20 protein-coding genes are annotated in these 22,780 nt (G+C 74.0%); 7 read left to right on the top strand and 13 right to left on the bottom strand.

Going from position 1 to position 22,780, the window contains the following annotated elements; translation table 11 throughout:
• The first annotated feature begins 28 nt into the window (after positions 1-28).
• Both GMA12_RS09170 and GMA12_RS09165 read left to right on the top strand, forming a co-directional pair.
• Positions 29-1,279: a phospholipase D-like domain-containing protein gene (locus GMA12_RS09170; protein WP_240898725.1), complete on the top strand. Its 1,251-nt coding sequence runs from the start codon at positions 29-31 to the stop codon at positions 1,277-1,279.
• Between the two features lie 69 nt (positions 1,280-1,348).
• Positions 1,349-2,095, top strand: coding sequence for a trimeric intracellular cation channel family protein (locus tag GMA12_RS09165; protein ID WP_162459674.1), 747 nt, complete (start codon positions 1,349-1,351; stop codon positions 2,093-2,095).
• A 42-nt stretch (positions 2,096-2,137) separates the two neighbouring features.
• On the opposite strand, the gene GMA12_RS09160 is transcribed toward GMA12_RS09165, so the two are convergent.
• From GMA12_RS09160 to pyrE, 4 genes are all read right to left on the bottom strand, one after another.
• Entirely contained in the window at positions 2,138-2,557 is a 420-nt protein-coding gene (locus tag GMA12_RS09160) for a DUF3151 domain-containing protein (RefSeq protein ID WP_156269196.1), read from the bottom strand.
• Between the two features lie 130 nt (positions 2,558-2,687).
• On the bottom strand, positions 2,688-3,710 hold the full coding sequence (gene fbaA, locus GMA12_RS09155) for a class II fructose-bisphosphate aldolase (protein ID WP_156269195.1): 1,023 nt from the start codon (positions 3,708-3,710) through the stop codon (positions 2,688-2,690).
• 90 nt (positions 3,711-3,800) lie between these two features.
• Positions 3,801-4,463 (bottom strand): TrmH family RNA methyltransferase, encoded by a 663-nt coding sequence (locus GMA12_RS09150; RefSeq protein WP_156269194.1) that lies wholly within the window; start codon positions 4,461-4,463, stop codon positions 3,801-3,803.
• A complete protein-coding gene (gene pyrE, locus GMA12_RS09145; RefSeq protein WP_156269193.1) occupies positions 4,456-5,037 on the bottom strand; it encodes an orotate phosphoribosyltransferase in 582 nt (193 codons plus the stop codon). The genes GMA12_RS09150 and pyrE overlap by 8 nt, the downstream gene beginning before the upstream one ends.
• 256 nt (positions 5,038-5,293) lie before the next feature.
• On the opposite strand from pyrE, the gene GMA12_RS09140 reads away from it, so the two are divergent.
• Entirely contained in the window at positions 5,294-6,046 is a 753-nt protein-coding gene (locus GMA12_RS09140) for a ZIP family metal transporter (protein ID WP_162459673.1), read from the top strand.
• On the opposite strand, the gene GMA12_RS09135 is transcribed toward GMA12_RS09140, so the two are convergent.
• Positions 6,024-7,853 (bottom strand): glycoside hydrolase family 15 protein, encoded by a 1,830-nt coding sequence (locus GMA12_RS09135; RefSeq protein WP_370830951.1) that lies wholly within the window; start codon positions 7,851-7,853, stop codon positions 6,024-6,026. The two genes, GMA12_RS09140 and GMA12_RS09135, sit on opposite strands and share 23 nt — an antisense overlap.
• 321 nt (positions 7,854-8,174) lie before the next feature.
• Between GMA12_RS09135 and GMA12_RS09130 the strand changes: the two genes are divergently transcribed.
• The 3 genes from GMA12_RS09130 (at position 8,175) to GMA12_RS09120 (ending at position 12,443) form a co-directional block, all read left to right on the top strand.
• Positions 8,175-9,410, top strand: coding sequence for an AI-2E family transporter (locus GMA12_RS09130; RefSeq protein ID WP_162459672.1), 1,236 nt, complete (start codon positions 8,175-8,177; stop codon positions 9,408-9,410).
• A gap of 80 nt (positions 9,411-9,490) precedes the next feature.
• Positions 9,491-11,440 carry an APC family permease gene (locus GMA12_RS09125; protein ID WP_156269257.1) on the top strand — a complete coding sequence of 650 codons (1,950 nt, stop codon included), beginning with the start codon at positions 9,491-9,493 and terminating at the stop codon, positions 11,438-11,440.
• Between the two features lie 352 nt (positions 11,441-11,792).
• Positions 11,793-12,443 (top strand): DUF305 domain-containing protein, encoded by a 651-nt coding sequence (locus GMA12_RS09120; protein WP_162459671.1) that lies wholly within the window; start codon positions 11,793-11,795, stop codon positions 12,441-12,443.
• A 202-nt stretch (positions 12,444-12,645) separates the two neighbouring features.
• Here the strand turns inward: GMA12_RS09120 and GMA12_RS09115 are convergent, their stop codons facing one another.
• Positions 12,646-13,404: an SDR family NAD(P)-dependent oxidoreductase gene (locus tag GMA12_RS09115; RefSeq protein WP_156269190.1), complete on the bottom strand. Its 759-nt coding sequence runs from the start codon at positions 13,402-13,404 to the stop codon at positions 12,646-12,648.
• A 39-nt stretch (positions 13,405-13,443) separates the two neighbouring features.
• Positions 13,444-14,652 carry an acyl-CoA dehydrogenase family protein gene (locus GMA12_RS09110; RefSeq protein WP_156269189.1) on the bottom strand — a complete coding sequence of 403 codons (1,209 nt, stop codon included), beginning with the start codon at positions 14,650-14,652 and terminating at the stop codon, positions 13,444-13,446.
• An 82-nt stretch (positions 14,653-14,734) separates the two neighbouring features.
• On the opposite strand from GMA12_RS09110, the gene GMA12_RS09105 reads away from it, so the two are divergent.
• Positions 14,735-15,439 carry a TetR/AcrR family transcriptional regulator gene (locus tag GMA12_RS09105; RefSeq protein ID WP_206064666.1) on the top strand — a complete coding sequence of 235 codons (705 nt, stop codon included), beginning with the start codon at positions 14,735-14,737 and terminating at the stop codon, positions 15,437-15,439.
• A gap of 35 nt (positions 15,440-15,474) precedes the next feature.
• Here the strand turns inward: GMA12_RS09105 and GMA12_RS09100 are convergent, their stop codons facing one another.
• The 6 genes from GMA12_RS09100 to GMA12_RS09075 form a co-directional block, all read right to left on the bottom strand.
• Positions 15,475-16,128 carry an ATP-binding cassette domain-containing protein gene (locus GMA12_RS09100; protein WP_156269188.1) on the bottom strand — a complete coding sequence of 218 codons (654 nt, stop codon included), beginning with the start codon at positions 16,126-16,128 and terminating at the stop codon, positions 15,475-15,477.
• A complete protein-coding gene (locus GMA12_RS09095) occupies positions 16,125-16,991 on the bottom strand; it encodes an ABC transporter permease (protein ID WP_162459686.1) in 867 nt (288 codons plus the stop codon). Before GMA12_RS09095 ends, GMA12_RS09100 begins: the two co-directional genes overlap by 4 nt.
• Before the next feature lie 70 nt (positions 16,992-17,061).
• Positions 17,062-17,460, bottom strand: a complete 399-nt coding sequence (locus GMA12_RS09090; protein ID WP_156269187.1) for a TOBE domain-containing protein — start codon at positions 17,458-17,460, stop codon at positions 17,062-17,064.
• A 77-nt stretch (positions 17,461-17,537) separates the two neighbouring features.
• Positions 17,538-19,439 (bottom strand): DNA helicase RecQ, encoded by a 1,902-nt coding sequence (recQ, locus tag GMA12_RS09085; protein ID WP_156269254.1) that lies wholly within the window; start codon positions 19,437-19,439, stop codon positions 17,538-17,540.
• A 42-nt stretch (positions 19,440-19,481) separates the two neighbouring features.
• Positions 19,482-21,836, bottom strand: a complete 2,355-nt coding sequence (locus GMA12_RS09080; protein ID WP_156269186.1) for a glycoside hydrolase family 65 protein — start codon at positions 21,834-21,836, stop codon at positions 19,482-19,484.
• Between the two features lie 51 nt (positions 21,837-21,887).
• The gene (locus GMA12_RS09075) at positions 21,888-22,691 is read right to left on the bottom strand and encodes an enoyl-CoA hydratase (RefSeq protein ID WP_156269185.1); all 804 of its coding nucleotides are present in this window, start codon (positions 22,689-22,691) and stop codon (positions 21,888-21,890) included.
• Positions 22,692-22,780: the final 89 nt, after the last annotated feature.

Genomic DNA, 22,780 nt, shown 5'->3' with positions numbered 1-22,780 from the left:
CCCGCGCCGCCCCGGGTACGCTTTGCAGATGACGTCCCCTCGCGCCACGGGTCCCCGCATGCTCCGCTCCCTCGCCGTCCGCTCGGCCGTGGGCATGGTCGCCGTCCAGGCAGCGGTGGTGGCCACCCTGGTGGCCACGGACGCGATCAAGCGCCGGAAGCGGGCCAAGCGTTCCGGCTTCCCGCGGCCCGGCACCTTCGAGCACACGGTCGCGGACACCGGGACCACGGTGTACACCTACGGTGAGGACCTGTACCGGGACATGCTCGCCGCGATCCGGGGCGCGCAGCGCCAGGTCCTCCTGGAGACCTTCATCTGGAAGGACGACGAGGTCGGCCGGGCCTTCCTGGAGGCCGTCAACGACGCCGCCGCCCGCGGGGTGCAGGTGCACGTGATGTACGACGGCTTCGGCAACCTGGTGGTCCCGCACTCCTTCTACCGCTTCCACCCCGACGTGCACGTCTACCGGTTCCCCGTGCTGCGCCCGCGCCTGCTGCTCAGCCCGCTGCAGGCCACCGGACTGACGCACCGGAAGCTGCTGGTCGTCGACCAGGAGGTCGGCTTCGTGGGCGGGTACAACATCGGGTCGCTCTACGCCACCCAGTGGCGGGACACCCACGTGCGGCTCACCGGGCCCGCCGCCTTCGAGCTCGGCCACTCCTTCGCCTCGGTGTGGAACCACCCCTCCGCGCGGCGGCCCAAGCTGCCGCACGTGAACCCGGGCTCCTGGGACTCCCGGGTGCGGGCGATCAACAACATCCCGGCCAGCCTGGTGTACCCGATCCGCGGCGTCTACCTCGACGCGATCCACCGGGCCACGGACCACATCTACCTGACCACCGCCTACTTCATCCCCGACCAGCAGATCCTCTCCGCCCTGATCGAGGCCTCCCGGCGCGGGGTGGACGTGCGCGTGATCCTGCCCGAGAACTCCAACCACGTCCTCGCCGACTGGCTCTCCCGGGGCTTCTACTCCACGCTGCTGGCCGAGGACATCACCGTGCTGCTCTACCGCCACGCCATGATCCACGCCAAGACCGCCACCATCGACGGGCAGTGGTCGATCGTGGGCACCGCCAACATCGACCGGCTGAGCCTGGGCTTCAACTACGAGACCAACCTGGAGATCCACGACCGCGACTTCGCCGCGGATATGGAGGCGGTCTTCGCCGCGGACAGCGAGAACTGCCGGGAGCTCACCGCCGGGCAGTGGGACGAACGGTCCCCCGCGGCGTGGTTCGCCGAGACCGTCCTGGTGCCGCTGCGACCCTTCCTCTGAGCGCTCCCTCCGGGCGGGAGCGGCCCGGGTGCTACCCTCGGGCGTCGGTGTGCCGTGGATGAGGTGGTCGTGGGAAATACGGATCCGAGCGTGGTGTTCGACGCCGTGGACCTGCTGGGCGTGCTCACCAACGGCGTGCTGGGCGGGGCGGTCGCGCGCCAGCTGCGGATGGACCCGGTCGGTTTCGTGTTCCTCGCCGTCGTCTCCGCGCTCGGCGGCGGCCTGCTGCGGGACACGCTGCTGCAGGTGGGCTTTCCCGTGGCGCTGACCAATCCCGCCTACCTCGGCACGGCGATCGCCGGGGCCGCCGTCGCGTTCTTCCTGCAGCTGCGCGGCAGGTGGACCCACCGCGTGCTGATCGTGGCCGACGCCCTGGCCGTGGGCTGCTGGGCGGCCACGGGCACCGCCAAGGCCCTCGACGTCGGACTGGGCTGGCTGCCGGCCGTGATGATCGGGGTGATCACCGCCGTGGGCGGCGGGATGATCCGCGACATCGCCGTGGGGCGGGTGCCGATGATCTTCGGCGGCAACACCCTCTACGCCACCGGGGCGGTGATCGCCGGCGCCGAGATGGCGGTCCTGCACGGCCTGGGCCGGCCCAACTGGGGCATGGCCGCGGCGATCCTCACCGCCGCGACGGTCACCGTCCTCGCCCGGCGCCGGGGGTGGCGCCTGCCCGGGGCCGGTGAGTGGAACGTGCGCCTGCCGAGGCGGGACTGGCCCCGCCCGTCCTGGCGTCCGCGCCGGCCCCGCCGCGGCAGGGGCGACGGCCCCGGCGACAGCCGCGGCCGCGGGCCGGGATCCGGCACGCCCTGACCGGCGCGGGTCCGGGCACGTCCCCGGGCCCGGGCCGCCGGGTCAGCGCTGCAGCTGCTCCGCGGCGGTGGGGTCGGAGTCGTTGAGAAACTTCTGGATGCGCTCGGCCTCGTCGAACTCGCCGATCGCGGCCGCGGCCCGGCCGAGGGCGGACAGCGCGCGGAGGAAGCCGCGGTTGGGCTCGTGGGAGAACGGGATGGGCCCGTGGCCCTTCCAGCCGTGGCCGCGCAGGGCGTCCAGGCCGCGGTGGTAGCCCACGCGGGCGAACGCGTAGCCCTCCAGCGTCCGGCCCTCGGCGAGGGCGTCCTCGGCGCACATCGCCCACGCGAGGGAGGCCTTCGGGAAGCGTGCGGCGAGGTCCTCCGCCTCGTCGCCCGCCTCGATGCGCTCGGCCAGTCCCGGGTCCGCCGAGAGGTAGGTGGGGTCGGGGCCGTCGAGCAGGTTCTTGCCGGTGAGGCTCATGGGGGAAGGGGTCCTTTCGGTGCGCGGAGCTGCGGGATGCGTACGGGGGCGGCACGGGACGGACGACGGCGGCGCCCCGCTCGGGCAGGGCGCCGCCGCCGGTCCCCCGCGGCCGCGGAGGGTGGTGCCGCTACTTGACGGAGGTCCCGGCGGAGCCGAGGTTCTGGCAGGCCTCGACCACGCGGGCGGCCATGTTCTCCTCGGCCAGGGCGCCCCACACGCGCGGGTCGTACTTCTTCTTGTTGCCGACCTCGCCGTCGACCTTCAGCACGCCGTCGTAGTTGGTGAACATGTGCCCCGCGACCGGGCGCGTGAAGGCGTACTGGGTGTCGGTGTCCACGTTCATCTTGACCACCCCGTACTCCACGGAGTTCGCGATCTCCTGGGCGGTGGAGCCGGAGCCGCCGTGGAAGACCAGGTCGAAGGGCCGGTCCTTGCCGAGCTTCTTGCCGACCTCCTGCTGGATCTGCTGCAGCAGCTCCGGGCGCAGCTTGACCCCGCCGGGCTTGTACACCCCGTGCACGTTGCCGAAGGTCAGGGCGGTGAGGTAGCGGCCGTTCTCCCCGGCGCCGAGGGCCTCCACGGTGGCCAGGCCGTCCTCGACGGTGGAGTAGAGCTTCTCGTTGATCGCGTTCTCCACGCCGTCCTCCTCGCCGCCGACCGCGCCGATCTCGACCTCGAGGATGATCTTGGCCCGATGCGTGCGGGCCAGCAGCTCCTGGGCGATCTTCAGGTTCTCGTCGAGCTCGATCGCCGAGCCGTCCCACATGTGGGACTGGAAGATCGGGTCCTCGCCGCGGGCCACGGCCTTCTCCGACTCCTCCAGCAGCGGCAGCACGAAGCCCTCGAGCTTGTCCTGCGGGCAGTGGTCGGTGTGCAGGGCGATGTTGACGTCGTAGTTCTTCGCGACCTCGCGGGCGAACGCCGCCATCGCGAGCGAACCGGTGACCATGTCCTTGACGGAGGCCCCGGACCAGTAGGCGGCCCCGCCGGTGGAGGCCTGGATGATGCCGTCCGAGCCCGCCTCGGCGAAGCCGCGGATGGCCGCGTTGAGGGTCTGGGAGGAGGTGACGTTGATCGCCGGGTAGGCGAAGCCCTTCTCCTTGGCGCGGTCGATCATCTCGGCGTAGACGTCAGGGGTTGCGATGGGCATGCTGGCTCCTTCGGGTCGGGTGTGGCCTGCCTCCCACTCTAGCCAAACCGTCGCCGGGGGACGACGGAGGGCCGTCACGGGTCGTGCGCTTCAGCCCGGCGGCTGGCCGAACACGTGGCGGCGGACCCACGCGTGCATGGCCACGGCGGCCGCGGCGGAGGCGTTGATCGAGCGGGTGGAGCCGAACTGGGCGATCGACAGGGTCGCCCCCGCCGCGGCGTGCATCTCGGGGCTGAGCCCCGGCCCCTCCTGCCCGAACACCAGCACGCAGCGCTCCGGCAGGTCGTAGGTCTCCAGCGGCCGGGAGTCCGGGAAGTTGTCGATCCCGATGACGGGCAGCCCCTCGGCGGCCGCCCAGGCCGTGAACTCCTCGACGCTCGCGTGGTGGCGCACGTGCTGGTAGCGGTCGGTGACCATGGCGCCGCGCCGGTTCCAGCGCCGCCGCCCCACGATGTGCACCTCCCGGGCGAGGAAGGCGTTGGCGGTGCGCACCACGGAGCCGATGTTGAGGTCGTGCTGCCAGTTCTCCACGGCCACGTGGAAGCCGTGCCGGCGGGTGTCGAGGTCGGCGACGATCGCCTCCATGGTCCAGTACCGGTAGCCGTCCACGACGTTGCGCCGGTCTCCGTGCGCCAGCAGCTCCGGGTCCCACTGCGCGCCCTCGGGCCAGGGGCCCTCCCACGGGCCGACGCCCACCGCGGGCCCGGCCGCGGCGGCCTCGACGGCGGGAGCCTCGACGGCGGGGTCAGTCAAGTCCGAGCTCGTCCTTCGTGAAGGCGTAGAGGCACGGCACGCCCGCGGTCTCCTGGATGCGCTCCTTCGCGCCGGTGCGCCGGTCCACGATGATGGCCACGGCCACCACGTTGGCGCCGGCCCGCTGCAGGGCCTCCACCGCGGTGAGCGCCGAGCCCCCGGTCGTGGAGGTGTCCTCGACGACGACGACGTCGCGCCCGGCCACCGGGGGGCCCTCGACCTGACGGCCCATCCCGTAGCTCTTCTGGGCCTTGCGGACCACGAACGCGTCCACGGCCCGCCCCCGGTCCCCGGCGGCGTACATGATCGCGTGCCCCACCGGGTCGGCGCCCATGGTCAGCCCGCCCACGGCGTCGAAGGGAATCCCGGCCTCGTCGAACATGGCGAGCATCACCTGGCCCACGTAGCGGGAGGCCTCGTGGTGCAGGGTCACGCGCCGCAGGTCCACGTAGTAGTCGGCCTCGATGCCGCTGGCCAGGGTGACCCTGCCGCGCACCACGGCGAGGTCGATGATCAGCCGGCGGAGGCGCTCACGGGCGGTCGCGAGGTCCACGGGAGAGAAGTCGGTGGTCATGCGCCCCAGTCTATGGGTCCGCGGATCCGCCCGACCGCCCGACGGGGAGCGGCCCGCACGCTGGCACCCGGCATCGGGGCACGGACGCGCCGGGCCTCCCGGCGGTCCCGGTCCTGCGGGGAACGGCGACGGCCCGGGGCGGCGGACTGCTCGGTCCCGGCGCGGACCCGGGACCGTGGACCTCGTTTGACGATCCGCCGGGAAGGGTATGAGCTGTGCCGTGACGAGTGCGAACGCTCGAGACGGAAGGAGTGCCGTGCCGGAATGGCTCCTGGCCGGTGGTGCCGGTCTGCTGGCGGGTGGTGCCCTGTTGGCGGGCAGCGCGATTGCGTGGTTCGTGCAGGTGCCGGCCCGGGTGGTCGCGGTCGTCATGGCCTTCGGAGCCGGTGTGCTGATCTCGGCGCTGGCCTTCGAGCTCGTCCAGGAGGCCGCGGACGAGGGCGGGCTGGCGCCCACCGCCTCGGGCTTCCTAGCGGGCTCGGTGGTCTACGTGGCCCTCAACGTCCTGCTGGCCCGTCACGGCGCCCGGCACCGCAAACGCTCCGGGACGCAGCAGCCCTCGCAGGCCGAGCACAGCAGCAGCGGCGGGGCGATCGCCATCGGGGCGCTGCTGGACGGGGTGCCGGAGTCCATGGTGCTGGGCTTGAGCTTCCTCACCGGGGGCGGGCTGAGCCTGCCGATGTTCGCCGCGGTGTTCATCTCCAACGTTCCCGAGGGCCTCTCCAGCACGGCGGGGTGGAAGCGGGCCGGGCGCGGCCCCGGCTACGTGTTCGGCATCTGGGGGGCGATCGCGGCGGCCTCGGGACTGGCGGCCCTGGCCGGCTACCTGCTGCTGGACGGGGCTCCGCCGACCACGCTGGCCTTCGTCAACGCCGTGGCGGCCGGGGCCATCCTGGCGATGATCACCGACACGATGATCCCGGAGGCCTTCGAGAAGGCCGCCCTGTACTCGGGGCTGATCGCCACGCTGGGCTTCCTGGCCGCCTTCAGCCTGCACTCCCTGGGCTGACCGGCGCCGGCCCCCTGGAGGGGATGGCGGCGTCGCTGCGGTGGGCGCGTCCGTGGTGGAGCTGCAGGGCACTGTTGACGAGGCTGAAGTGGCTGAAGGCCTGCGGTGTGTTGCCCAGGTGCCGGCGGGTGCGGGGGTCCCACTGCTCGCTCAGCAGCCCGACGTCGTTGCGCAGCCGGAGGAGCCGTTCGAACAGGGCCACGGCCCGGTCGCGGCGCCCGGTGCCGTGGAGGGCGTCGACCAGCCAGAAGGAGCACGCCAGGAACACCCCCTCGCCCCCGGGCAGTCCGTCGTCGGTGCGCCCGGTGTGGTAGCGCAGCACGAACCCGTCCTCGGTCAGTTCCCGCTCGATCGCCTCCACGGTGCCGACGACCCGGGGATCGTCCGGGGGGAGGAAGCCCGTGCGGGGGATCAGCAACAGGGCTGCGTCCAGGGCGGCGCTGCCGTAGGCCTGCACGAAGGTGTTGCGCTCGGCGTCGAAGGCGTGCCGCAGCACGTCGGCGTGGATGGTGTCCCGCAGCGCCTCCCACCGCTCGACGGGCCCGGGCAGCCCGGACCGGCGCACCCCCGCGGCCATCCGGTCGGCGGCGACCCAGGCCATGACCTTGGAGTGGGTGAAGTGCTGCCGGGGCCCGCGCACCTCCCACAGTCCGTTGTCCGGGGTCCGCCAGGCGCCCTCGAGGTGGTCCATCAGCGCGGTCTGGATGTCCCAGGCCTCCTCCTTCGGGCCCAGCGCGGTGGTGCGGGTCAGCGCGAGCCCGTCGAGGACCTCTCCCCACACGTCGAGCTGCAGCTGGCCGGCGGCGGCGTTGCCGATCCGCACCGGCGACGACCTCTCGTAGCCGCCCAGCCACGGCAGCGTCGTCTCGGGCAGCCGGCGGCGGCCGTCGATGCCGTACATGATCTGCAGCTCGGCCGGGTCGCCCGCCACCGCCCGCAGCAACCACTCACGCCACGCGGCGGCCTCCTCGGTGTAGCCGGCCGCGAGCATGGCCTGGAGGGTCAGGGTGGCGTCGCGCAGCCAGCAGTAGCGGTAGTCCCAGTTCCGGGGCCCGCCGAGCTGCTCGGGCAGCGAGGTGGTCGCCGCCGCCACGATCCCGCCCGTCGGGGCGTAGGTGAGGGCCTTGAGCGTGATCAGGGAGCGCTGGACCGCCTCCCGGTGGGGGCCGGTGGCCAGGCTCCGCGCAGACCACCGGTCCCAGAACTCCTGCGTGGCCTGGCACGCGGCGGCCGCCTCGACGCCGTCCGGGCGCGGCCGATGGCTGGGGGCGCGGGTCAGGACGAAGGGCACCGTCTCCCCGGCCGTCACGGTGAACTCCCCCAGGGTGCGGAAGTGCTCCCCGCGCAGGGGCACCGGGGTGGCCAGGTACACCGCGTCCGGGCCCGCGATCGCCCGGATGCCCCCGGGCGCGCGGCGGACCCAGGGCACGACATGCCCGTAGTCGAAGCGCAGCACCAGCTCCGTGCGCATGGCCACGGAGCCGCTCAGGCCCTCGACGATGCGCACCACGGTGGAGTGCTCCTCCCGCGGCGGCATGAGGTCGACCACCCGCGCCCGTCCGGTGGGGGTGTCCCACTCGGTGTCCAGGACCAGCGTCCCGGGCCGGTACCGGCGCCGGGTGCACCGCTGGGCACCGGCCGGGGCCAGCAGCCACCGTCCCGCCTCGGAGGTGTCGAGCAGCGCGGCGAAGCACGCCGGGGAGTCGAAGTCGGGCAGGCACAACCAGTCGATGGACCCGTCGCGGCCGACCAGGGCCGCGGTGTGCAGGTCACCGATCAGGGCGTAGTCCTCGATCCTGACGCCCACCGGGGTCACCGTCCTCCGTTCCGGGGCCCGGCCCGCTCGTGCGGGCGGTGGGCACACCGTAGACCCCCATCCCGCCGATGGCTACACCGGCGGCCCTCGTCCTCTTCGCAACACGAGGGTCTTTCACCCGCGGAGCGGCGTACCATGAGCCGCGTCGGCGCCTCTCGGCCGTAGGAAGTGGTCCTTGTGCGCACCTTTCCGCTCCTCCCTCACCGGCGCCTGCGGCCGGATCGTCGGGAGATCCTTCCCTCCCCCACCGCCGTGACGCCGCCCGGCGGAGCGTCGCCGGGCGGCGCACCGTCCGGCGTCCCGGCGGGTGCCGTGCCGCCGGCCGCGCAGCCGGCGGTCTCGCCGTGGGCCGACGGCCTGGGCCGGGCCGGTTCGCGGGCGATCCAGCTGCTGGCCGTGACCGCGGTCGTCACGCTCGTGCTCTACGGGCTGCTGGCGATCAAGGTGATCGTGCTGGCCGCGCTGATCGCGCTCATCCTGGCCTCGGCCGCCTTTCCCCTGGTGCGCCGGCTGACCGGGCACGGCTGGAGCAGCACCGGCGCCGCCTCGACCGTCTTCCTGGGCCTGCTCGTCGTGCTGGGCGGGGCCGTCACAGGGGTGGTGCTCGGGATTCGAGGGGGCCTCGACGAGCTGGTCGTCGCCGCCGCCTCCGGCTGGCGGCACGTCCAGGAGCTCCTCGCCGCCGGCCCGCTGCCCGTGCCGGTGGATGCGGCCACCGTCAACGCGGCCCTGGCCGAGGTCGGGAACTACCTCACCAGCGCCGACGCCCGGGAGAGCGCCCTGACCGGGTTGACGGTCGCCTCGGAGGTCCTGACGGGCTCCGTGCTGATGGCCATCATCCTGTTCTTCTTCCTCAAGGACGGGCCCCGGATGTGGAGCTTCGTGCTGCGCTGGTTCGCCGGGGACACCCGGGCCAAGCTGTCCGAGTCGGGGGACCGGGCCGTGAGCATCCTGGGCTCCTACGTGCGCGGGATCTGCCTCATCGCCACCGTCGACGCCGCCTTCATCGGCGCCGGCCTGTGGGTCGTGGGGGTGCCCCTGGTCGTGCCGCTGACGGCGCTGGTCTTCCTCACCGCCTTCGTGCCCGTCGTGGGGGCCCTGGTCGCCGGAACCGTGGCGGCCCTGGTGGCGCTGGTCGCCAACGGCCCGGTCCCGGCACTGGTCGTGGTCATCATCGTGGTGGTCGTCAACCACCTCGAGGGCTACTTCCTGCAGCCGGTGGTCATGGGGCACACCCTGAGCCTGCACGGGCTGGTCGTGCTCCTGGCCCTGGCCGCCGGCAGCGTGCTCGGCGGGGTCGCCGGCGCTGTGCTGGCCGTGCCGCTGACCGCCGTGGCCTGGGCGGTGCTGCAGGTCTGGACCAGCCGGTACCAGTCCGGGGACGACCCGCTCCTGGGCCCGGATCCCGTGTCCTCCGCGGAAGGGGTCGCCGACCGGGTCAGCAGGATCCAGCGCCGGAAGTACCAGGGGATGCGCCACCAGCCGCGCCCCGCGCCGTGGGCCGCGGCTCCGGCCCGCCCGGCCCCGCGCGCCGGGAGCACTCCATGACCGTGCGCCCCTCCCACCCGTCCGACCGGCGGCCGCAGCGGGGACACCGGGTCACGGCGTACTCCCCCGTCGCCCGCGCCATGCCCGCCCGCGTCGTCCGCGCCGCTCCCGCGGCACCCCGGAGCCGGCTGTCCCGGTGGCTGGCCGCCCACCAGGTACACCCGGTGGGACCGGCCGTCGCCGCGGCCGACGAGCGGGTCCAGCCCTGGTGGAAGGTGATGTGCCTGACCGGGGTGGACTACTTCTCCACCCTGTCCTACCTCCCGGCCATCGCCGCCCTGGCCGCCGGGGTGTTCTCCCCGCTGGCCACCCTGCTCATCGTCGTGCTGACCCTCGCCGGGATGCTGCCGATGTACCGGCGGGTCGCCCAGGAGAGCCCGTACGGTCAGGGCTCGGTGGCGATGCTCGAGCGTCTGCTGCCGTTCTGGCGCGGGAAGGTCTTCGTGCTGGTCCTGCTGGGGTTCGTGGCGACCTCGTGGATCATCACCATCACCCTCTCCGCGGCCGATGCGACCGTGCACGTGCTGGAGAACCCCTACGCCCCGGCGTTCCTGCACGGGCACCAGGTGGCCGTCACCGTGCTGCTGCTGGTGGTGCTCGGCGGGGTGTTCCTGCTGGGCTTCACGGAGGCGGTGGCCGTGGCCGTGCCGCTGGTGGCCGTGTTCCTGGGACTGAACGCGGTGGTCATCGGGGAGGGGATCCTCGAGATCGCCGCCGCACCGGAACTCCTGACCGGGTGGACCCAGGAACTGACCCGCTCCGGGGGCCCGGCTCAGGTCGTGGCTCTGTCGGTGCTGGCCTTCCCCCTGCTGGTGCTGGGCCTGTCCGGGTTCGAGACGGGGGTGTCGATGATGCCCCTGGTCGCCGCCGAGGGCGCCACCCCGGCCCAGCGGCTCGCCCGCAGGATCCACAACACCCGCCGGCTGCTGACCGCCGCCGCCGTGATCATGAGCGGCTACCTCATCGGGTCGTCCTTCGTGACCACGGTGCTGATCCCGGCCGAGGAGTTCGAGGCGGGCGGTGCGGCCAACGGCCGTGCCCTGGCCTACCTGGCCCACGAGCACCTCGGGGAGACCTTCGGCACCGCCTACGACCTGTCCAGCATCCTGATCCTCTGGTTCGCCGGCGCCTCGGCGATGGCCGGGCTGATCAACATCGTCCCCCGCTATCTGCCCGGCTACGGCATGGCCCCGGAGTGGGGGCGGCTGGTGCGCCCGGTGGTGCTCGTCTACACGACGATCAGCATCGGCATCACGCTGGTCTTCCGCGCCGACGTCGACGCCCAGGCCGGCGCCTACGCCACCGGGGTGCTGGTGATGATGCTCTCCGGGGCGGTGGCCGTGACCGTCTCCGCGCTGCGGCGCCACCGGCGCGGGCCCGCGGCCGGCTTCGCCGCACTGGTGCTCGTCCTGGGCTACGCCCTGGTCGACACCATCGTCCTGCAGCCCGACGGCCTGGTCATCTCGGCGTTCTTCATCACCGGGATCATCACCATCTCGCTGATCTCCCGGATCTACCGCACCACCGAGCTGCGCGTCGAGCGCATCACCTTCGACCCCGCGGCCCGCCGGTTCATCGAGGACTCCCTGGTCTACGACGGTCGCCTGGACATCGTCGCCCACAAACCGGCCGGGACCACCGGGACCCGCTACGCCGCGAAGGAGGCCGTCCAGCGACGGGTCAACCCCGTCCCCGGTACCGCGGACGTCGTCTTCCTCGAGATCGAGATCAGCGACCCCTCCGACTTCAGCACACAGCTGGAGGTGCACGGCGTGGAGGTCGACGGCCACCGCATCCTCCGCGCCGCCAGCCCCGCCGCCCCCAACGCCATCGCCGCGATCCTGCTGGCCCTGCGCGACGCCACCGGCGTGGTCCCGGAGGCCTACTTCGACTGGTCCGAGGGCAACCCCGTCGCCCACCTGGTGCGCTATCTGCTCCTGGGCCAGGGCGACACCGCTCCGGTGGTCCGCGAGATCCTCCGCGAGCACGAGCCCGACCCCGGCCGGCGCCCCGGCGTCCACGTCGGGTAGCCCGGGCGGCCCCGCCCCGGCCGCCGGGCTCAGCGCGGGGTCATCCGCAGGGCGCCGTCCACCCGGACGGTGGTGCGCAGCACGGTCTTCGCGAGACCGAGGTCGACGTCGAGGTGGTCATGCGCTCCGGTCCATGGATGAGCCGGGACCGCACCGGAGCCTGGCCGGCCGCGCCGGGCCGGCTCCGGTTGAAGGTTCGATGAAGATCCACCACCCAGCACCCTGCACCCCGGATGCAGCACCACCCGCGGGGCTACCGTGGATGCACGACTTCGGCTCACCTCGGGGTCGACCGGACCGAACAGCATCACCCACAACCCCGCTACGGGCTCCTGTCCAGGAGGGGTTTCTCATGACTTCCACGTTCACGCGCCTGGCCGCCGGGACCGCGCTGGCGCTGTCCCTGACCGGTGCCGGGGCGACGGCGGCAGTCGCATCCCCGGCGCACGCCCCCGCCTCCACGCAGATCAGCACCGAACAGCACACGAAGCACGACCACCACTTCGCCGTCATGATGATTCCGCACCACCAGGGGGCGATCGACATGGCCGAGCTGGCCGTGGAGAAGTCCGACCGCCCCGAGATCCGGGAGCTCGCGGAGACCATCGTCCAGGCCCAGTCGGCGGAGATCGAGCAGCTGCAGGCCGCCGCCGACCGGCTGGCGGCCGAGAACGATGCCGAGCACCACGGCCACCACCACGGCCACCACCACCACGGCCACCACGGCGGTCACGGGCACGGCGGCGAGATGGACGGCGACATGATGGGCGAGATGGACGGCATGAGCCCCGACGAGCTCGCGGAGCTGTCCGGGGACGAGTTCGACAGGGCGTTCCTCGAGGAGATGATCACCCATCACCGGATGGCCGTCGAGATGGCCGAGATGGAGCTGCAGATGGGCACCGACCCGGAGCTCCGGGCCATGGCGGAGACAATGATCGAGGACCAGCAGGCGGAGATCACGCTCATGCGGGGCTGGCTGGCCGAGTGGTTCGCGGCCTGACCACGGAACAGGGCTCGGACCCTCGCTGAGGGCAACGGGCCGAGACCGAGGCTTCGCAACCCGTCGGCCCGTTCCGGTCGCCGGCCGTTCCGTCAGGGCGTCCGCGCTGTGGCACCGCTCCCGGACCGACCGCACCGGCGCCCGGTTGCCCGGGAGCGCGGCCACCACTGGGCATCCGCCGGCGGTGATCCGCCGCGGGGGCTCAGCGCGGGGCCATCCGCAGGGCGCCGTCCATCCGGACGGTGGTGCCGTTGAGGTAGTCGTTGTCCAGGAAGGACGCGACGAGCTGGGCGAACTCCTGCGGCCGGCCGAGCCGGCGCGGGAACGGCACGCCCGCGGCGAGCCCCTGCCGGAACTCCTCGCTCACCGCCGCGAGCATGGGCGTCTCGATCACGCCGGGGGCGATGGTGTTCACGCGGATGCCGGAGCTCGCGAGGTCCCGGGCCGCGGTGATGCCCAGGCTGTGCACCCCGCCCTTCGACGCCGCGTAGGCGGCCTGCCCAACCTGGCCCTCGAACGCCGCGACGGAGGCGGTGTTGACGATCAGCCCGCGCTGCCCGTCGTCGTCCACGGGGTCGGTAGCGGCGATCCGCTCCGCGGCGAGCGCGAGGACCGTGAAGGTGCCGAGGAGGTTCACCCGCAGCACGGTCTCGAACAGGTCGAGGTCGTGCACCCCCCGCTTGCCCAGCACCCGGGCGGAGGGCCCGATCCCGGCGCAGTTGACCACGGTGCGCAGGGGCCCGGTTCCGTCCGCGGCGGCCACGGCCTCGCGCACGGCGTCGGGGTCCGTGACGTCGGCGGCCACGTAGCGCACGCCGGGGACGTCGGGGGCGGTGTCGACGGCGGCGGGCAGGTCCACGGCCACGACCCGCACGCCGCGCCCGGCGAGCATCGCGGCGGTGGCGGCGCCGAGCCCGGAGGCGGCGCCGGTGACGAGGGCGGAGGTGTCGGTGACGTCCATGGGGTCCTTTCGGGGGCGGGGTGGCCCGGGTGGGGTGGCTCAGACGAAGGCGGAGACGCCGGTCACGGCGCGGCCGACGATCAGGGCGTTGATCTCGTAGGTGCCCTCGTAGGTGTAGAGGATCTCGACGTCGTTGAACAGCTTGGCCATCTCGTGGTCGGTGACCACGCCGTTGCCGCCGAGGAGGTTCCGCCCCAGGGCGGCCGACTCCCGGGCCAGGGACGTGGTGGTGGCCTTGGCCAGGGCGGCGTGCGGCATGTCGAAGGTGCCGTCCTCCTGCAGCCGGGCGATCTGGGCCATCAGCCCGAGGGAGGCGGTGGCGTTGCCGAGGATCCGGGCCAGCGGCTCCTGCACGAGCTGGAACCTGGCGAGCGGCCGGCCGAACTGGGTCCGGGCCAGGGCGTAGGCGCGGGCCACGTCGAAGATCGCCAGCTGCACCCCGGCGCCCTGCCAGCCGACCCAGGCCCGGGAGTTGCGCAGCATCTCGTTGGCGGCGGCGAAGCTGCCGGCCCCGGGCAGGGCGTTGGCGGCGGGGACGCGGACCTCGTCCAGGACGACGTCGGCGTTCTGCATGATCCGCAGCCCGATCTTGTGCTCGATCTTCGAGGCCGACCAGCCGGGCCGGTCGGTCTCCACGAGGAAGCCCTTGACCTGCCCGTCGGCGGTGTCCCGGGCCCAGACGATGGCGACGTCGGCGATCGTGCCGGCCCCGATCCAGCGCTTGGTCCCGGTGAGCACCCACTCGTCCCCGTCGCGGACGGCCGTGGTGGCCAGGCCCCCGGCGATGTCGGAGCCGTGCTCGGGCTCGGTCAAGGCGAAGGCGCCGAGGGCGCGGAAGCAGCGCAGCTCCGGCAGCCAGCGCGCCTTCTGCTCGGGCGAGCCCAGCGCGTCGATCAGCCCCAGGATGAGCTCGTTGTGGATGCCGACCAGGGCGGACAGGGACACGTCCGCCCGGGCGACCTCGGCGTAGGCCAGCCCCCGGAACAGCCGGCTCGCCCCGGAGAGCTCCAGCTCCCCCAGTCCGTGCCCGGCCAGGGCCGGGAGCAGGTGGGCCGGGAACTCCTCGCGGTTCCAGTACGGCGTGACCGCGGGGCGGACCTGGTCCTGGAGGAAGGCGTGCAGGTCGGCCAGCCGGGCGCGCTCGGCGGGCGGGAGGAGGGCGGCGAAGGAGAAGAGGTCGGCGTCCGGGAAGGGGATGCCGGCGACGTGCTCCACGGACGGGGATTCCCCGCGCAGGACCGGAGTCATGGGATGTCCTCTCGTCGGCCCGGGCGGAGTGGTGGCCCGCCGGGACCGGGTCGAACAGTACGGTTGTGAGTAATATCGTACTGTGACTTACCTCACCCCACTAGTTGCGGCGCGCGGGGCCGCGGCCCGCACGCCGCGCCAGCAGCAGCTCTTCGACGAGCTGCTCGGGATCTTCCTGCGCGAGGGCTTCCGCGGGTTCACCATGGACGGCGCCGCGGCGCGGCTGCACTGCTCCAAGGCCACGATCTACGCCCTGGCCGGCAACCGGGAGGATCTGGTGCGGGCGGTGCTCGTGGCGTTCTTCAAACAGGTCAGCCGGGGCACCGAGGAGGCCCTGCGCGGTCCGGGCGGGGCGGGCCGGCGGCTGCGCGCCTATCTCGAGGCGATGGCCGAGCAGCTGCGGCCGGCTTCGGCCCGGTTCCTGCAGGACGTGGCCGGCTCCCCCGTAGCCTCGGAGGTCTACGAGCGCAACACGCGGATCGCCTCGGCCAAGCTCGCCGAGCTCGTGGCCGAGGGCGTGGCCGGCGGCGAGTTCCGCCCCGTGCCCACCGGGTTCATCGCGGAGGTGATCTCCTCGGCCATGGACCGGATCCAGCAGCGCACCGGCCTGGGCGGGGTCGAGGGCCCCGGCGCCTACCGGGAGCTGGGCCTGCTGATCGTGGGCGGCATCCGGGCGGACCGGCCCGAGGAGGACCGCACCGAGGAGGACCGCACCGAGGAGATCCACACTGAGACGGACCGAGCCGGGGAGAGCGGAGCCGAAGGGCGCGGAGCGGGAGGGCGCTGAGCCGGAGGGCGCGGAGCGGGCGGGCGGAGGCCGCCTCAGGACGCGGCGGCGACCCGCCCGTGCTCGAGGCGGACCTCGGCGTCGGCGAGGGCCTCGACGTCGGCGGGGTCGTGCGTGACGACCACGGCCATGCGCCCGGCGAGCACCCGCCGCAGGAGCTCGCGCAGGGCCGGGGCGGCGGTGCTGTCGAGGGAGGCGAAGGGCTCGTCGAGCAGCAGCAGCTGCGGGTCGGCGGCGAGCGCGCGGGCCACGGCCACGCGCTGGGCCTGTCCTCCGGACAGCGCCGCGGGGCGGCGGTGCGCCAGCGGGGCGGCGCCCACGGCCTCGAGCCACTGCCCGGCGACAGCCCGGGCCCGCCGCCGGCCCGCCCCTCGGGAGCGGGGCCCGAAGGCGACGTTCTCGAGCACGCTCAGGTGCGGGAACAGCAGCGGGTCCTGGGCGAGCAGGACCACCCCGCGGTCGTGCGCCGGGACCCACGGGCCGCGCCCGGCGGCGTCGAGGTCGAACAGGACCCGCCCGTCCAGGGCGGCCCGGCCGGTGTCCGGCACGAGCAGCCCGGCGACGACCGCCAGCAGCGAGGACTTGCCCGCCCCGTTGGGCCCGGTGACCGCCAGGGTCTGCCCGTCGGCCACCGACACGGCCAGGTCCAGGTCCCGGGCGCGCAGCCGGACGGTGGCCTGCAGGCTCATGCCCCCGCCCTTGGGCCGGTCCCTGCGCCGGCCCCTGCGCCGGGCCCGGTGGTTGCCCGCGGCCCGGAGCTCCGGAGCCGGCCGGGTGCGGAGATCCCCACGACGAGCACCGCGACCAGCACGAGCACGAGCGAGAGCGCGATCGCGGCGTCGGGGTCCGTCTCGCGCTGCAGGTAGATCTCGAGCGGCAGCGTGCGGGTGACGCCCTCGAGGCTGCCCGCGAAGGTCAGGGTGGCCCCGAACTCCCCCAGGCTGCGGGCGAAGGCGAGCACGGCCCCCGAGGCCAGTCCCGGCATGGCCAGCGGCAGGCTCACCCGGCGCAGCACGGTGCCGGGGCCCGCCCCGAGGGTCGCGGCGACCCGCTCGTAGCGCTCCCCCGCGGTGCGCAGCGCACCCTCCAGGCTGACGACCAGGAACGGCAGGGACACGAAGGTCTGGGCGAGCACCACGGCAGCGGTCGAGAAGGCGATGCTGATCCCGGCGAGCTCGAGGTGGCGGCCGATCAGGCCGTGGCGCCCGAACGTGTACAGCAGGGCCAGACCGCCGACGACGGGCGGCAGGACCAGCGGGAGCAGCACCAGGCCGCGCAGCGCGCGCCGGCCCGGGAACTCGGTGCGGGCCAGCAGCAGCGCCAGGGGCACGCCCAGGAGCACGCACAGCGCCGTGCTCGCCGCGGCCGTGCGCAGACTCAGTCCGAGGGCGCGCAGCGCCGAGGGCGAGCCGATCAGGCCGAGGAACCCGGCCCAGTCCACCCGGGCGAGCATGCCGAGCACCGGCAGGACCACCACCAGGGCGCCCAGGGCCGCCGGGACCCACACCCAGCCGGGCACGGTGCTGAAGCCGCGGGGACGGCGCCGGATCACGGCGCCGCGGACCCGGCCGGCCCCTGCCGGCCGGCCGGTGAGGACGGGGGGCCCGGTCTGCACCACGACCTCAGGTCCCGGGAGTCTCGACGACCACGTCGGTCGACTTGACGACGGCCGTGGCCACGCGGCCGGGCTCCAGGCCCAGGTCCCGGACGGCCTCGGTGCTCATCAGCGAGACCACGCGGTGCGGGCCGCACTGCAGCTCGACCTGGGACATCACGGTGTCCGAGACGACCTCGGTGACCAGGCCCACGAACCGGTTGCGCGCCGAGCTGGCGACCCGGGCGGGGTCCTCGGGCCGGACGGAGCGCTCCTTGAGCAGCCGGGCCAGCTCCAGTCCGTCCACCACACTCTGGCCGGTGGCGCTCCGGGTGCTGCCCAGCGTGCCCTGCTCGATCCAGCGCCGGACGGTGTCGTCGCTGACGCCGAGGAAACGGGCCGCGTCGGCGATCCTGATCTCGGTCATGGCGCCATGCTATCCGCATCTGCGGCCGACCGCACGAGATGCCAGGCGCAGATGCGGGTCCGGGCGGGCGGCGGAGCTCAGTCGCCGGCGACGACCTGCTGGACGGCCTGGCCGTAGCGCTCGAGCTTGGCGTCGCCGACGCCGGAGATGCCGCGCAGCTCGCCCAGCGTGCTCGGCCGGGCCTGGGCGATCGCGGCGAGGGTCGCGTCGTTGAACACGACGTACGCCGGCACGCCCTGCTCCTTCGCCACGCCGGCGCGCCAGGCCCGCAGCTGCTGGAAGAGCTCCTGCTGGGGCTCGTCGAGGACCGGACGTGCGGCGCCCGTCCGCGGCGTGCGGACGGTCCTGCCCCGCTCGGGTTCGCGGCGCAGCCGGACCTCCCGCTGCCCGCGCAGCACCTCCCCCGCCGCGGGGGTGAGCGCCAGGACGCCGTACTCGCCCTGCACCTGGAGCAGGCCCTGGGCCAGCAGCTGGCGCACCACCCCGCGCCACTCCTGCTCGCCCAGCTCGGTGCCGATGCCGAAGGTGGTGAGCTCGGTGTGGCGCATCCGCACCACCCGCTCGGTCTCCCGGCCGAGCAGGATGTCCACCAGGTGCCCGGCGCCGAACTGCTGGCCCCGCTCCCGGTCCAGCCGCACGATCGTGGACAGGAGCTTCTGCGCCGGCACCGTGCCGTCGAAGGCCTCGGGCGGGCTGAGGCAGGTGTCGCAGTTGCCGCACGGTCCGCTGGTCTCGCCGAAGTAGCGCAGCAGCTGCTGCCGGCGGCACTGCACGGTCTCGCACAGCGCGAGCATCGCGTCCAGGTGGAGGGTCTGGGCGCGCTTGCGCTGCCGGTCCCCCTCGCCGTCCTCGATCATCCGCCGCTGCTGGACGACGTCCTGCAGCCCGTAGGCCAGCCACGCCGTCGACGGCAGCCCGTCGCGCCCGGCGCGGCCGGTCTCCTGGTAGTAGCCCTCCACGCTCTTGGGCAGGTCGAGGTGGGCGACGAAGCGCACGTCGGGCTTGTCGATGCCCATGCCGAAGGCGATGGTCGCGACCATGACGATCCCGTCCTCGCGCAGGAAGCGGGTCTGGTGCTGTGCGCGCAGCTCGGCGGGCAGGCCGGCGTGGTACGGCAGCGCGGGCACGCCCTGGGCGGCCAGCCACTCGGCCGTGCGCTCCACCGAGGCGCGGGACAGGCAGTAGACGATGCCGGCCTCGCCGCTGTGCTCGGTCCGGATGAGCTGCAGCAGCTGCCGGCGGGCGTCCTTCTTGGGTCCCACGCGGTACTGGATGTTGGGCCGGTCGAAGCTGGAGACGAAGACGCGGGCGCCGTCCAGGCGGAGGTTGCGGACGATCTCCTCGCGCGTCTCCGCGGTGGCGGTCGCGGTGAGGGCGATGCGCGGGACCCGCGGCCACCGGTCGTGCAGGAGGGTCAGCCCGAGGTAGTCGGGGCGGAAGTCGTGGCCCCACTGGGCCACGCAGTGCGCCTCGTCGACGGCGAAGAGCGCGATCCGGGCGCGGTCGAGCAGGTCGGCGGCCACGGGCAGGCGCTCGGGGGCGAGGTAGAGCAGGTCGAGCTCGCCGGCCAGGAGGCGGCCCTCGACGGCGCGGCGCTCCTCGACCGTCTGGGTGGAGTTCAGGTACGCGGCGCGCACCCCGAGCTGCTCGAGGGCGTCGACCTGGTCGTGCATGAGCGCGATGAGCGGGCTGATGACCACCCCGGTGCCCTCCCGGACGAGCGCGGGGATCTGGTAGCACAGGCTCTTGCCGCCGCCGGTGGGCATGAGCACCAGCGCGTCGTCGCCGCGGACGACCGTCTCGATGACCTCGGCCTGCTGCCCGCGGAAGGCGTCGTAGCCCCAGACGCGGGTGAGCACCTCGAGAGCCGCGGACGGCGCCGCACTCGTCCCACCGGCCGCCCCGGGGTCGTGCGGGTCCCACCCGCCCGGGACGTCCGGCGGGGGCTCCGTCCCGCCGGGCTCCGGCCCGCTCCACATCTCACCCACCCGGCCAGGGTAGCCGGTGCGGGCGCGGGAGCGTCACGGCCTGTGGGGGGCGCGCGGGGCGCGGCCCGGGGGCTGGCGCGGGGTGGAAGTGGACGGGCGGGGGGTGCGCAGCGGGGCGCTCGCGGGGCGGTCGGCCGTGACGGTCAGGGGCGCACCGTCGATCCGCAGCGCCACCTCGCCGGCGGCGCCGTCCAGCAGCCGCACGGTCGTGCCGGAGCGGGTGACCTCCACGCCGAGCCGGTGGCCGCGCCACCGGAGGCGGAAGGCGATCCGGTGCAGGTCTTCCGGCAGGCGGGGGGCCAGGCGCAGCTCGCCGCCGGCCGGGTCCAGGCCCCCGAACCCGCAGACCACGGCGAGCCACGACCCGGCGGCGGAGGCCAGGTGCAGCCCCTGCTCGGCGTCCTGCTGGATGTCGCGCAGGTCCACGAGGGCGGACTCGCGCAGGTACTGGTACGCGAGGTCCAGGTGGCCCACGCGGGCGCAGACCACCGCCTGGACGCAGGCGGAGAGGGACGAGTCGCGGACGGTGCGCTGCTCGTAGTAGTCCAGGTCCCGGGCGGCCTGCTCGGGGGTGAACTCCTCGGCGCACCACCACAGGGCCAGGACCAGGTCCGCCTGTTTGACGACCTGGCGGCGGTAGATCTTCGCGTAGTGGAAGTGCTCCTCCACGGGGTACCCGTCCCGCTTGGCCTCGAAGTCCCACTCGCGGTAGGTCGTGAACCCCTCGTTGGAGGGGTGGACCCCGCACGCCGCGTCGTAGGGCAGGTGGATCGCCTCCGCCACGGCCCGCCAGCGCTCGAGCTCCTCCGCGGTCACGGAGAGCCGCCCCACGTGCTCGGGGTGCGCCTCGCACGCGTCGGCGGCCGCCCGGAGGTTGCGCCGGGCCATGAGGTTGGTGAACACGTTGTCGTCGACCACCCCGGTGTACTCGTCCGGGCCGGTCATCCCGCGGTAGTGGACGGCGCCCTCGTGGTCCTCGTGCGCCATGGCCGCCCAGGCGCGCGCCGTCTCCACGAGGACGTCGACGCCGCCGACGGTGGTGAGGTCCTCGCCGGTGACGTCGGCGTACCAGCCGAACGCCCGGGCGATGCCGGCGTTGACGTGCATGGCGGCGGTGCTGGCCGGCCAGTACGCCGAGGTCTCGTGCCCGTCGATGGTGCGCCAGGGGAAGGAGGCGCCGGCCAGGTCCAGGACCTGCGCCCGCTCCCGCGCCCGGTCCAGGGTGGAGGAGCGCCAGCGCAGCAGCCGGGCGGCGTCGAGCGGGCGCAGCAGGGCCAGCGCCGGCAGCACGAAGCCCTCGATGTCCCAGAAGGTGTGCCCGCTGTAGCCGCCGCCGGTGAGGCCCTTCGCGCCGACGGGGGCGCCGTTGACGCAGGCGGAGGACTGCAGGAGCTGGAACAGGTCGAAGCGGACCGCCAGCTGCACCTCCGGGTCGCTGTCCACCTCCACGTCGGCGCCGTCCCAGAACTCGTCCAGCTCGGCACGCTGGGCGGTGAGCAGGCCGTCCCAGCCCCGGTGCCGGGCACCGTCCAGCGCGGCGAGCGCCCGCTCCTGCAGGTCCACGGAGGGGTCGTCCGTGGACATGACGTGGCAGAGGTACTTGACGAACCCGACGCGCTCGCCGGGCCGGAGGTCCGCCACGAGCGTGGTGACGACCTGGTCGTCGTCGCCCTGGGTGCTGACGGCGCCGCCGTCCGGCAGCTCCACGGCGTGGTCCACGGCGGCGGCCACGCCGATCCCGCTGCCGTGGGTGCGGTGCACCAGGACCCCGCCCGTGTCGTGACGGCGGTTGAGCCGGGCGCGGAAGGGCCGCTCCAGGACCTCGGCCACCCGCGGGTCGGCGTTCTCCACCTTGGGCGGGGTGCCGTTGACCACCAGGTCCGAGCGCACCACGACCTGGACCGCGCGGTCCACGGCCTCGACCTCGTAGCGGACGGCCGAGACCGAGCGCTGGGCCAGCGAGACCAGGCGCGTGGAGGTCAGGCGCATCCGGGCGCCGCGGGGGGTGCGCCACTCGGTCTCCCGGCGCAGCGTGCCCTCGCGCAGGTCCAGCACCCGGTCGTGCTCCTCCGGCGGGGTCTCCCGGACGTCGAGGGGCACGCCGTCGACCTGCAGGCGCACGGTGCTGCCGTCGGCCACGCCGATGACGGCCTGCCCGTGCTTGGGGTGCCCGTAGCCGCCCTCGGGGTAGGACAGGGGGTGGTACTCGTAGACCCCCGACATGAAGGTGCCCCGGGAGGCGCTGGGCTGGGCCTCGTCCAGGGTGCCCCGCACCCCGACGTACCCGTTGGCCAGGGCGAAGACGGACTCCAGGGCGCCGCGGGCGTCGGGGTCGAGGGCGGACTCGCGGACCTGCCAGGCGGACGCGTCGATCGGCGGTGTGGACATGGGACCACGGTAGCGCCCCCGGCGGGCAGCGCCCCGGGCGCGGGGCCGGGCTCAGCGGTGGGTGAACCGCGGCTCGCGCTTCTCGGCGAACGCGGCCATGCCCTCCTTCTGGTCCTCCGTGGCGAACAGCGCGTGGAAGAGCCGGCGCTCGAACTGCACGCCCTGCGCCAGCGTCGTCTCGAACGCGGCGTTGACGGCCTCCTTCGCGGCCAGCACCGAGGGCAGGGACTTCGCGGCGACGGTCTCCGCGACGCCCAGCGCCTCCTCGAGCAGGTCCGCCGCGGGCACCACCCGGGAGACGAGCCCGATCCGCTCGGCCTCCTCGGCGTCGATCATCCGGCCGGTGAGGACCATGTCCATGGCCTTGGCCTTGCCCACCGCGCGGGCCAGCCGCTGGGAGCCGCCCATCCCGGGGATCACCCCGAGGTTGATCTCGGGCTGGCCGAAGCGGGCGGTGTCCGCGGCGAGGAGGATGTCGCACATCATCGCGAGCTCGCACCCGCCGCCCAGGGCGTAGCCCGCCACGGCGCCGATCACGGGGGTGCGCACCCGGGTGAAGGCCTCCCAGCCCGCGAACCAGTCCGCGAGGTACATCTCCGGGGCGCCGCGCCCGGCCATCTCCTTGATGTCGGCGCCCGCGGCGAAGGCCTTCTCCGAACCGGTCAGCACGATCGCCCCGATCCCGGGGTCGGCGTCCAGCGCGGCGGACGCGGACACGACCTCGCGCAGGGTCGCCTCGTCGAGGGCGTTGAGGGCCTTCGGCCGGTTGAGCGTGATGATCCCGACGCGGCCGCGGGTCTCGACCAGGATGTTCCGGTGGGTCTCGCGGGGGTCGGTGCCGTGCTGCTCGCTCATGCTGGTCTCCTGGTTCGCTGTGCTCGTGGTCGGGGTCAGTGGTGGTCGGGCTCGAAGGGATCGGGGCTCGGGAGGAATCGGGGCCGGGT

Origin of the sequence: Kocuria sediminis, assembly GCF_009735315.1 — a bacterium.
GTDB classification, from domain to species: domain Bacteria; phylum Actinomycetota; class Actinomycetes; order Actinomycetales; family Micrococcaceae; genus Kocuria; species Kocuria turfanensis.
The sequence above is the reverse complement of the archived record's forward strand: the minus strand, read 5'-3'. Positions and strand labels throughout refer to the sequence as shown.

What these genes read in the sequence shown, in the direction of transcription:
- GMA12_RS09080 (WP_156269186.1), bottom strand. Translation starts at nt 21,836, where the DNA reads ATGTCCACACCGCCGATCGACGCGTCCGCCTGGCAGGTCCGCGAGTCC.
- GMA12_RS09110 (WP_156269189.1), bottom strand. Translation starts at nt 14,652, where the DNA reads ATGACTCCGGTCCTGCGCGGGGAATCCCCGTCCGTGGAGCACGTCGCC.
- recQ (WP_156269254.1), bottom strand. Translation starts at nt 19,439, where the DNA reads ATGTGGAGCGGGCCGGAGCCCGGCGGGACGGAGCCCCCGCCGGACGTC.
- GMA12_RS09100 (WP_156269188.1), bottom strand. Translation starts at nt 16,128, where the DNA reads ATGAGCCTGCAGGCCACCGTCCGGCTGCGCGCCCGGGACCTGGACCTG.
- GMA12_RS09120 (WP_162459671.1), top strand. Translation starts at nt 11,793, where the DNA reads ATGACTTCCACGTTCACGCGCCTGGCCGCCGGGACCGCGCTGGCGCTG.
- GMA12_RS09170 (WP_240898725.1), top strand. Translation starts at nt 29, where the DNA reads ATGACGTCCCCTCGCGCCACGGGTCCCCGCATGCTCCGCTCCCTCGCC.
- GMA12_RS09160 (WP_156269196.1), bottom strand. Translation starts at nt 2,557, where the DNA reads ATGAGCCTCACCGGCAAGAACCTGCTCGACGGCCCCGACCCCACCTAC.
- GMA12_RS09115 (WP_156269190.1), bottom strand. Translation starts at nt 13,404, where the DNA reads ATGGACGTCACCGACACCTCCGCCCTCGTCACCGGCGCCGCCTCCGGG.
- GMA12_RS09125 (WP_156269257.1), top strand. Translation starts at nt 9,491, where the DNA reads ATGCCCGCCCGCGTCGTCCGCGCCGCTCCCGCGGCACCCCGGAGCCGG.
- pyrE (WP_156269193.1), bottom strand. Translation starts at nt 5,037, where the DNA reads ATGACCACCGACTTCTCTCCCGTGGACCTCGCGACCGCCCGTGAGCGC.
- GMA12_RS09090 (WP_156269187.1), bottom strand. Translation starts at nt 17,460, where the DNA reads ATGACCGAGATCAGGATCGCCGACGCGGCCCGTTTCCTCGGCGTCAGC.
- fbaA (WP_156269195.1), bottom strand. Translation starts at nt 3,710, where the DNA reads ATGCCCATCGCAACCCCTGACGTCTACGCCGAGATGATCGACCGCGCC.
- GMA12_RS09075 (WP_156269185.1), bottom strand. Translation starts at nt 22,691, where the DNA reads ATGAGCGAGCAGCACGGCACCGACCCCCGCGAGACCCACCGGAACATC.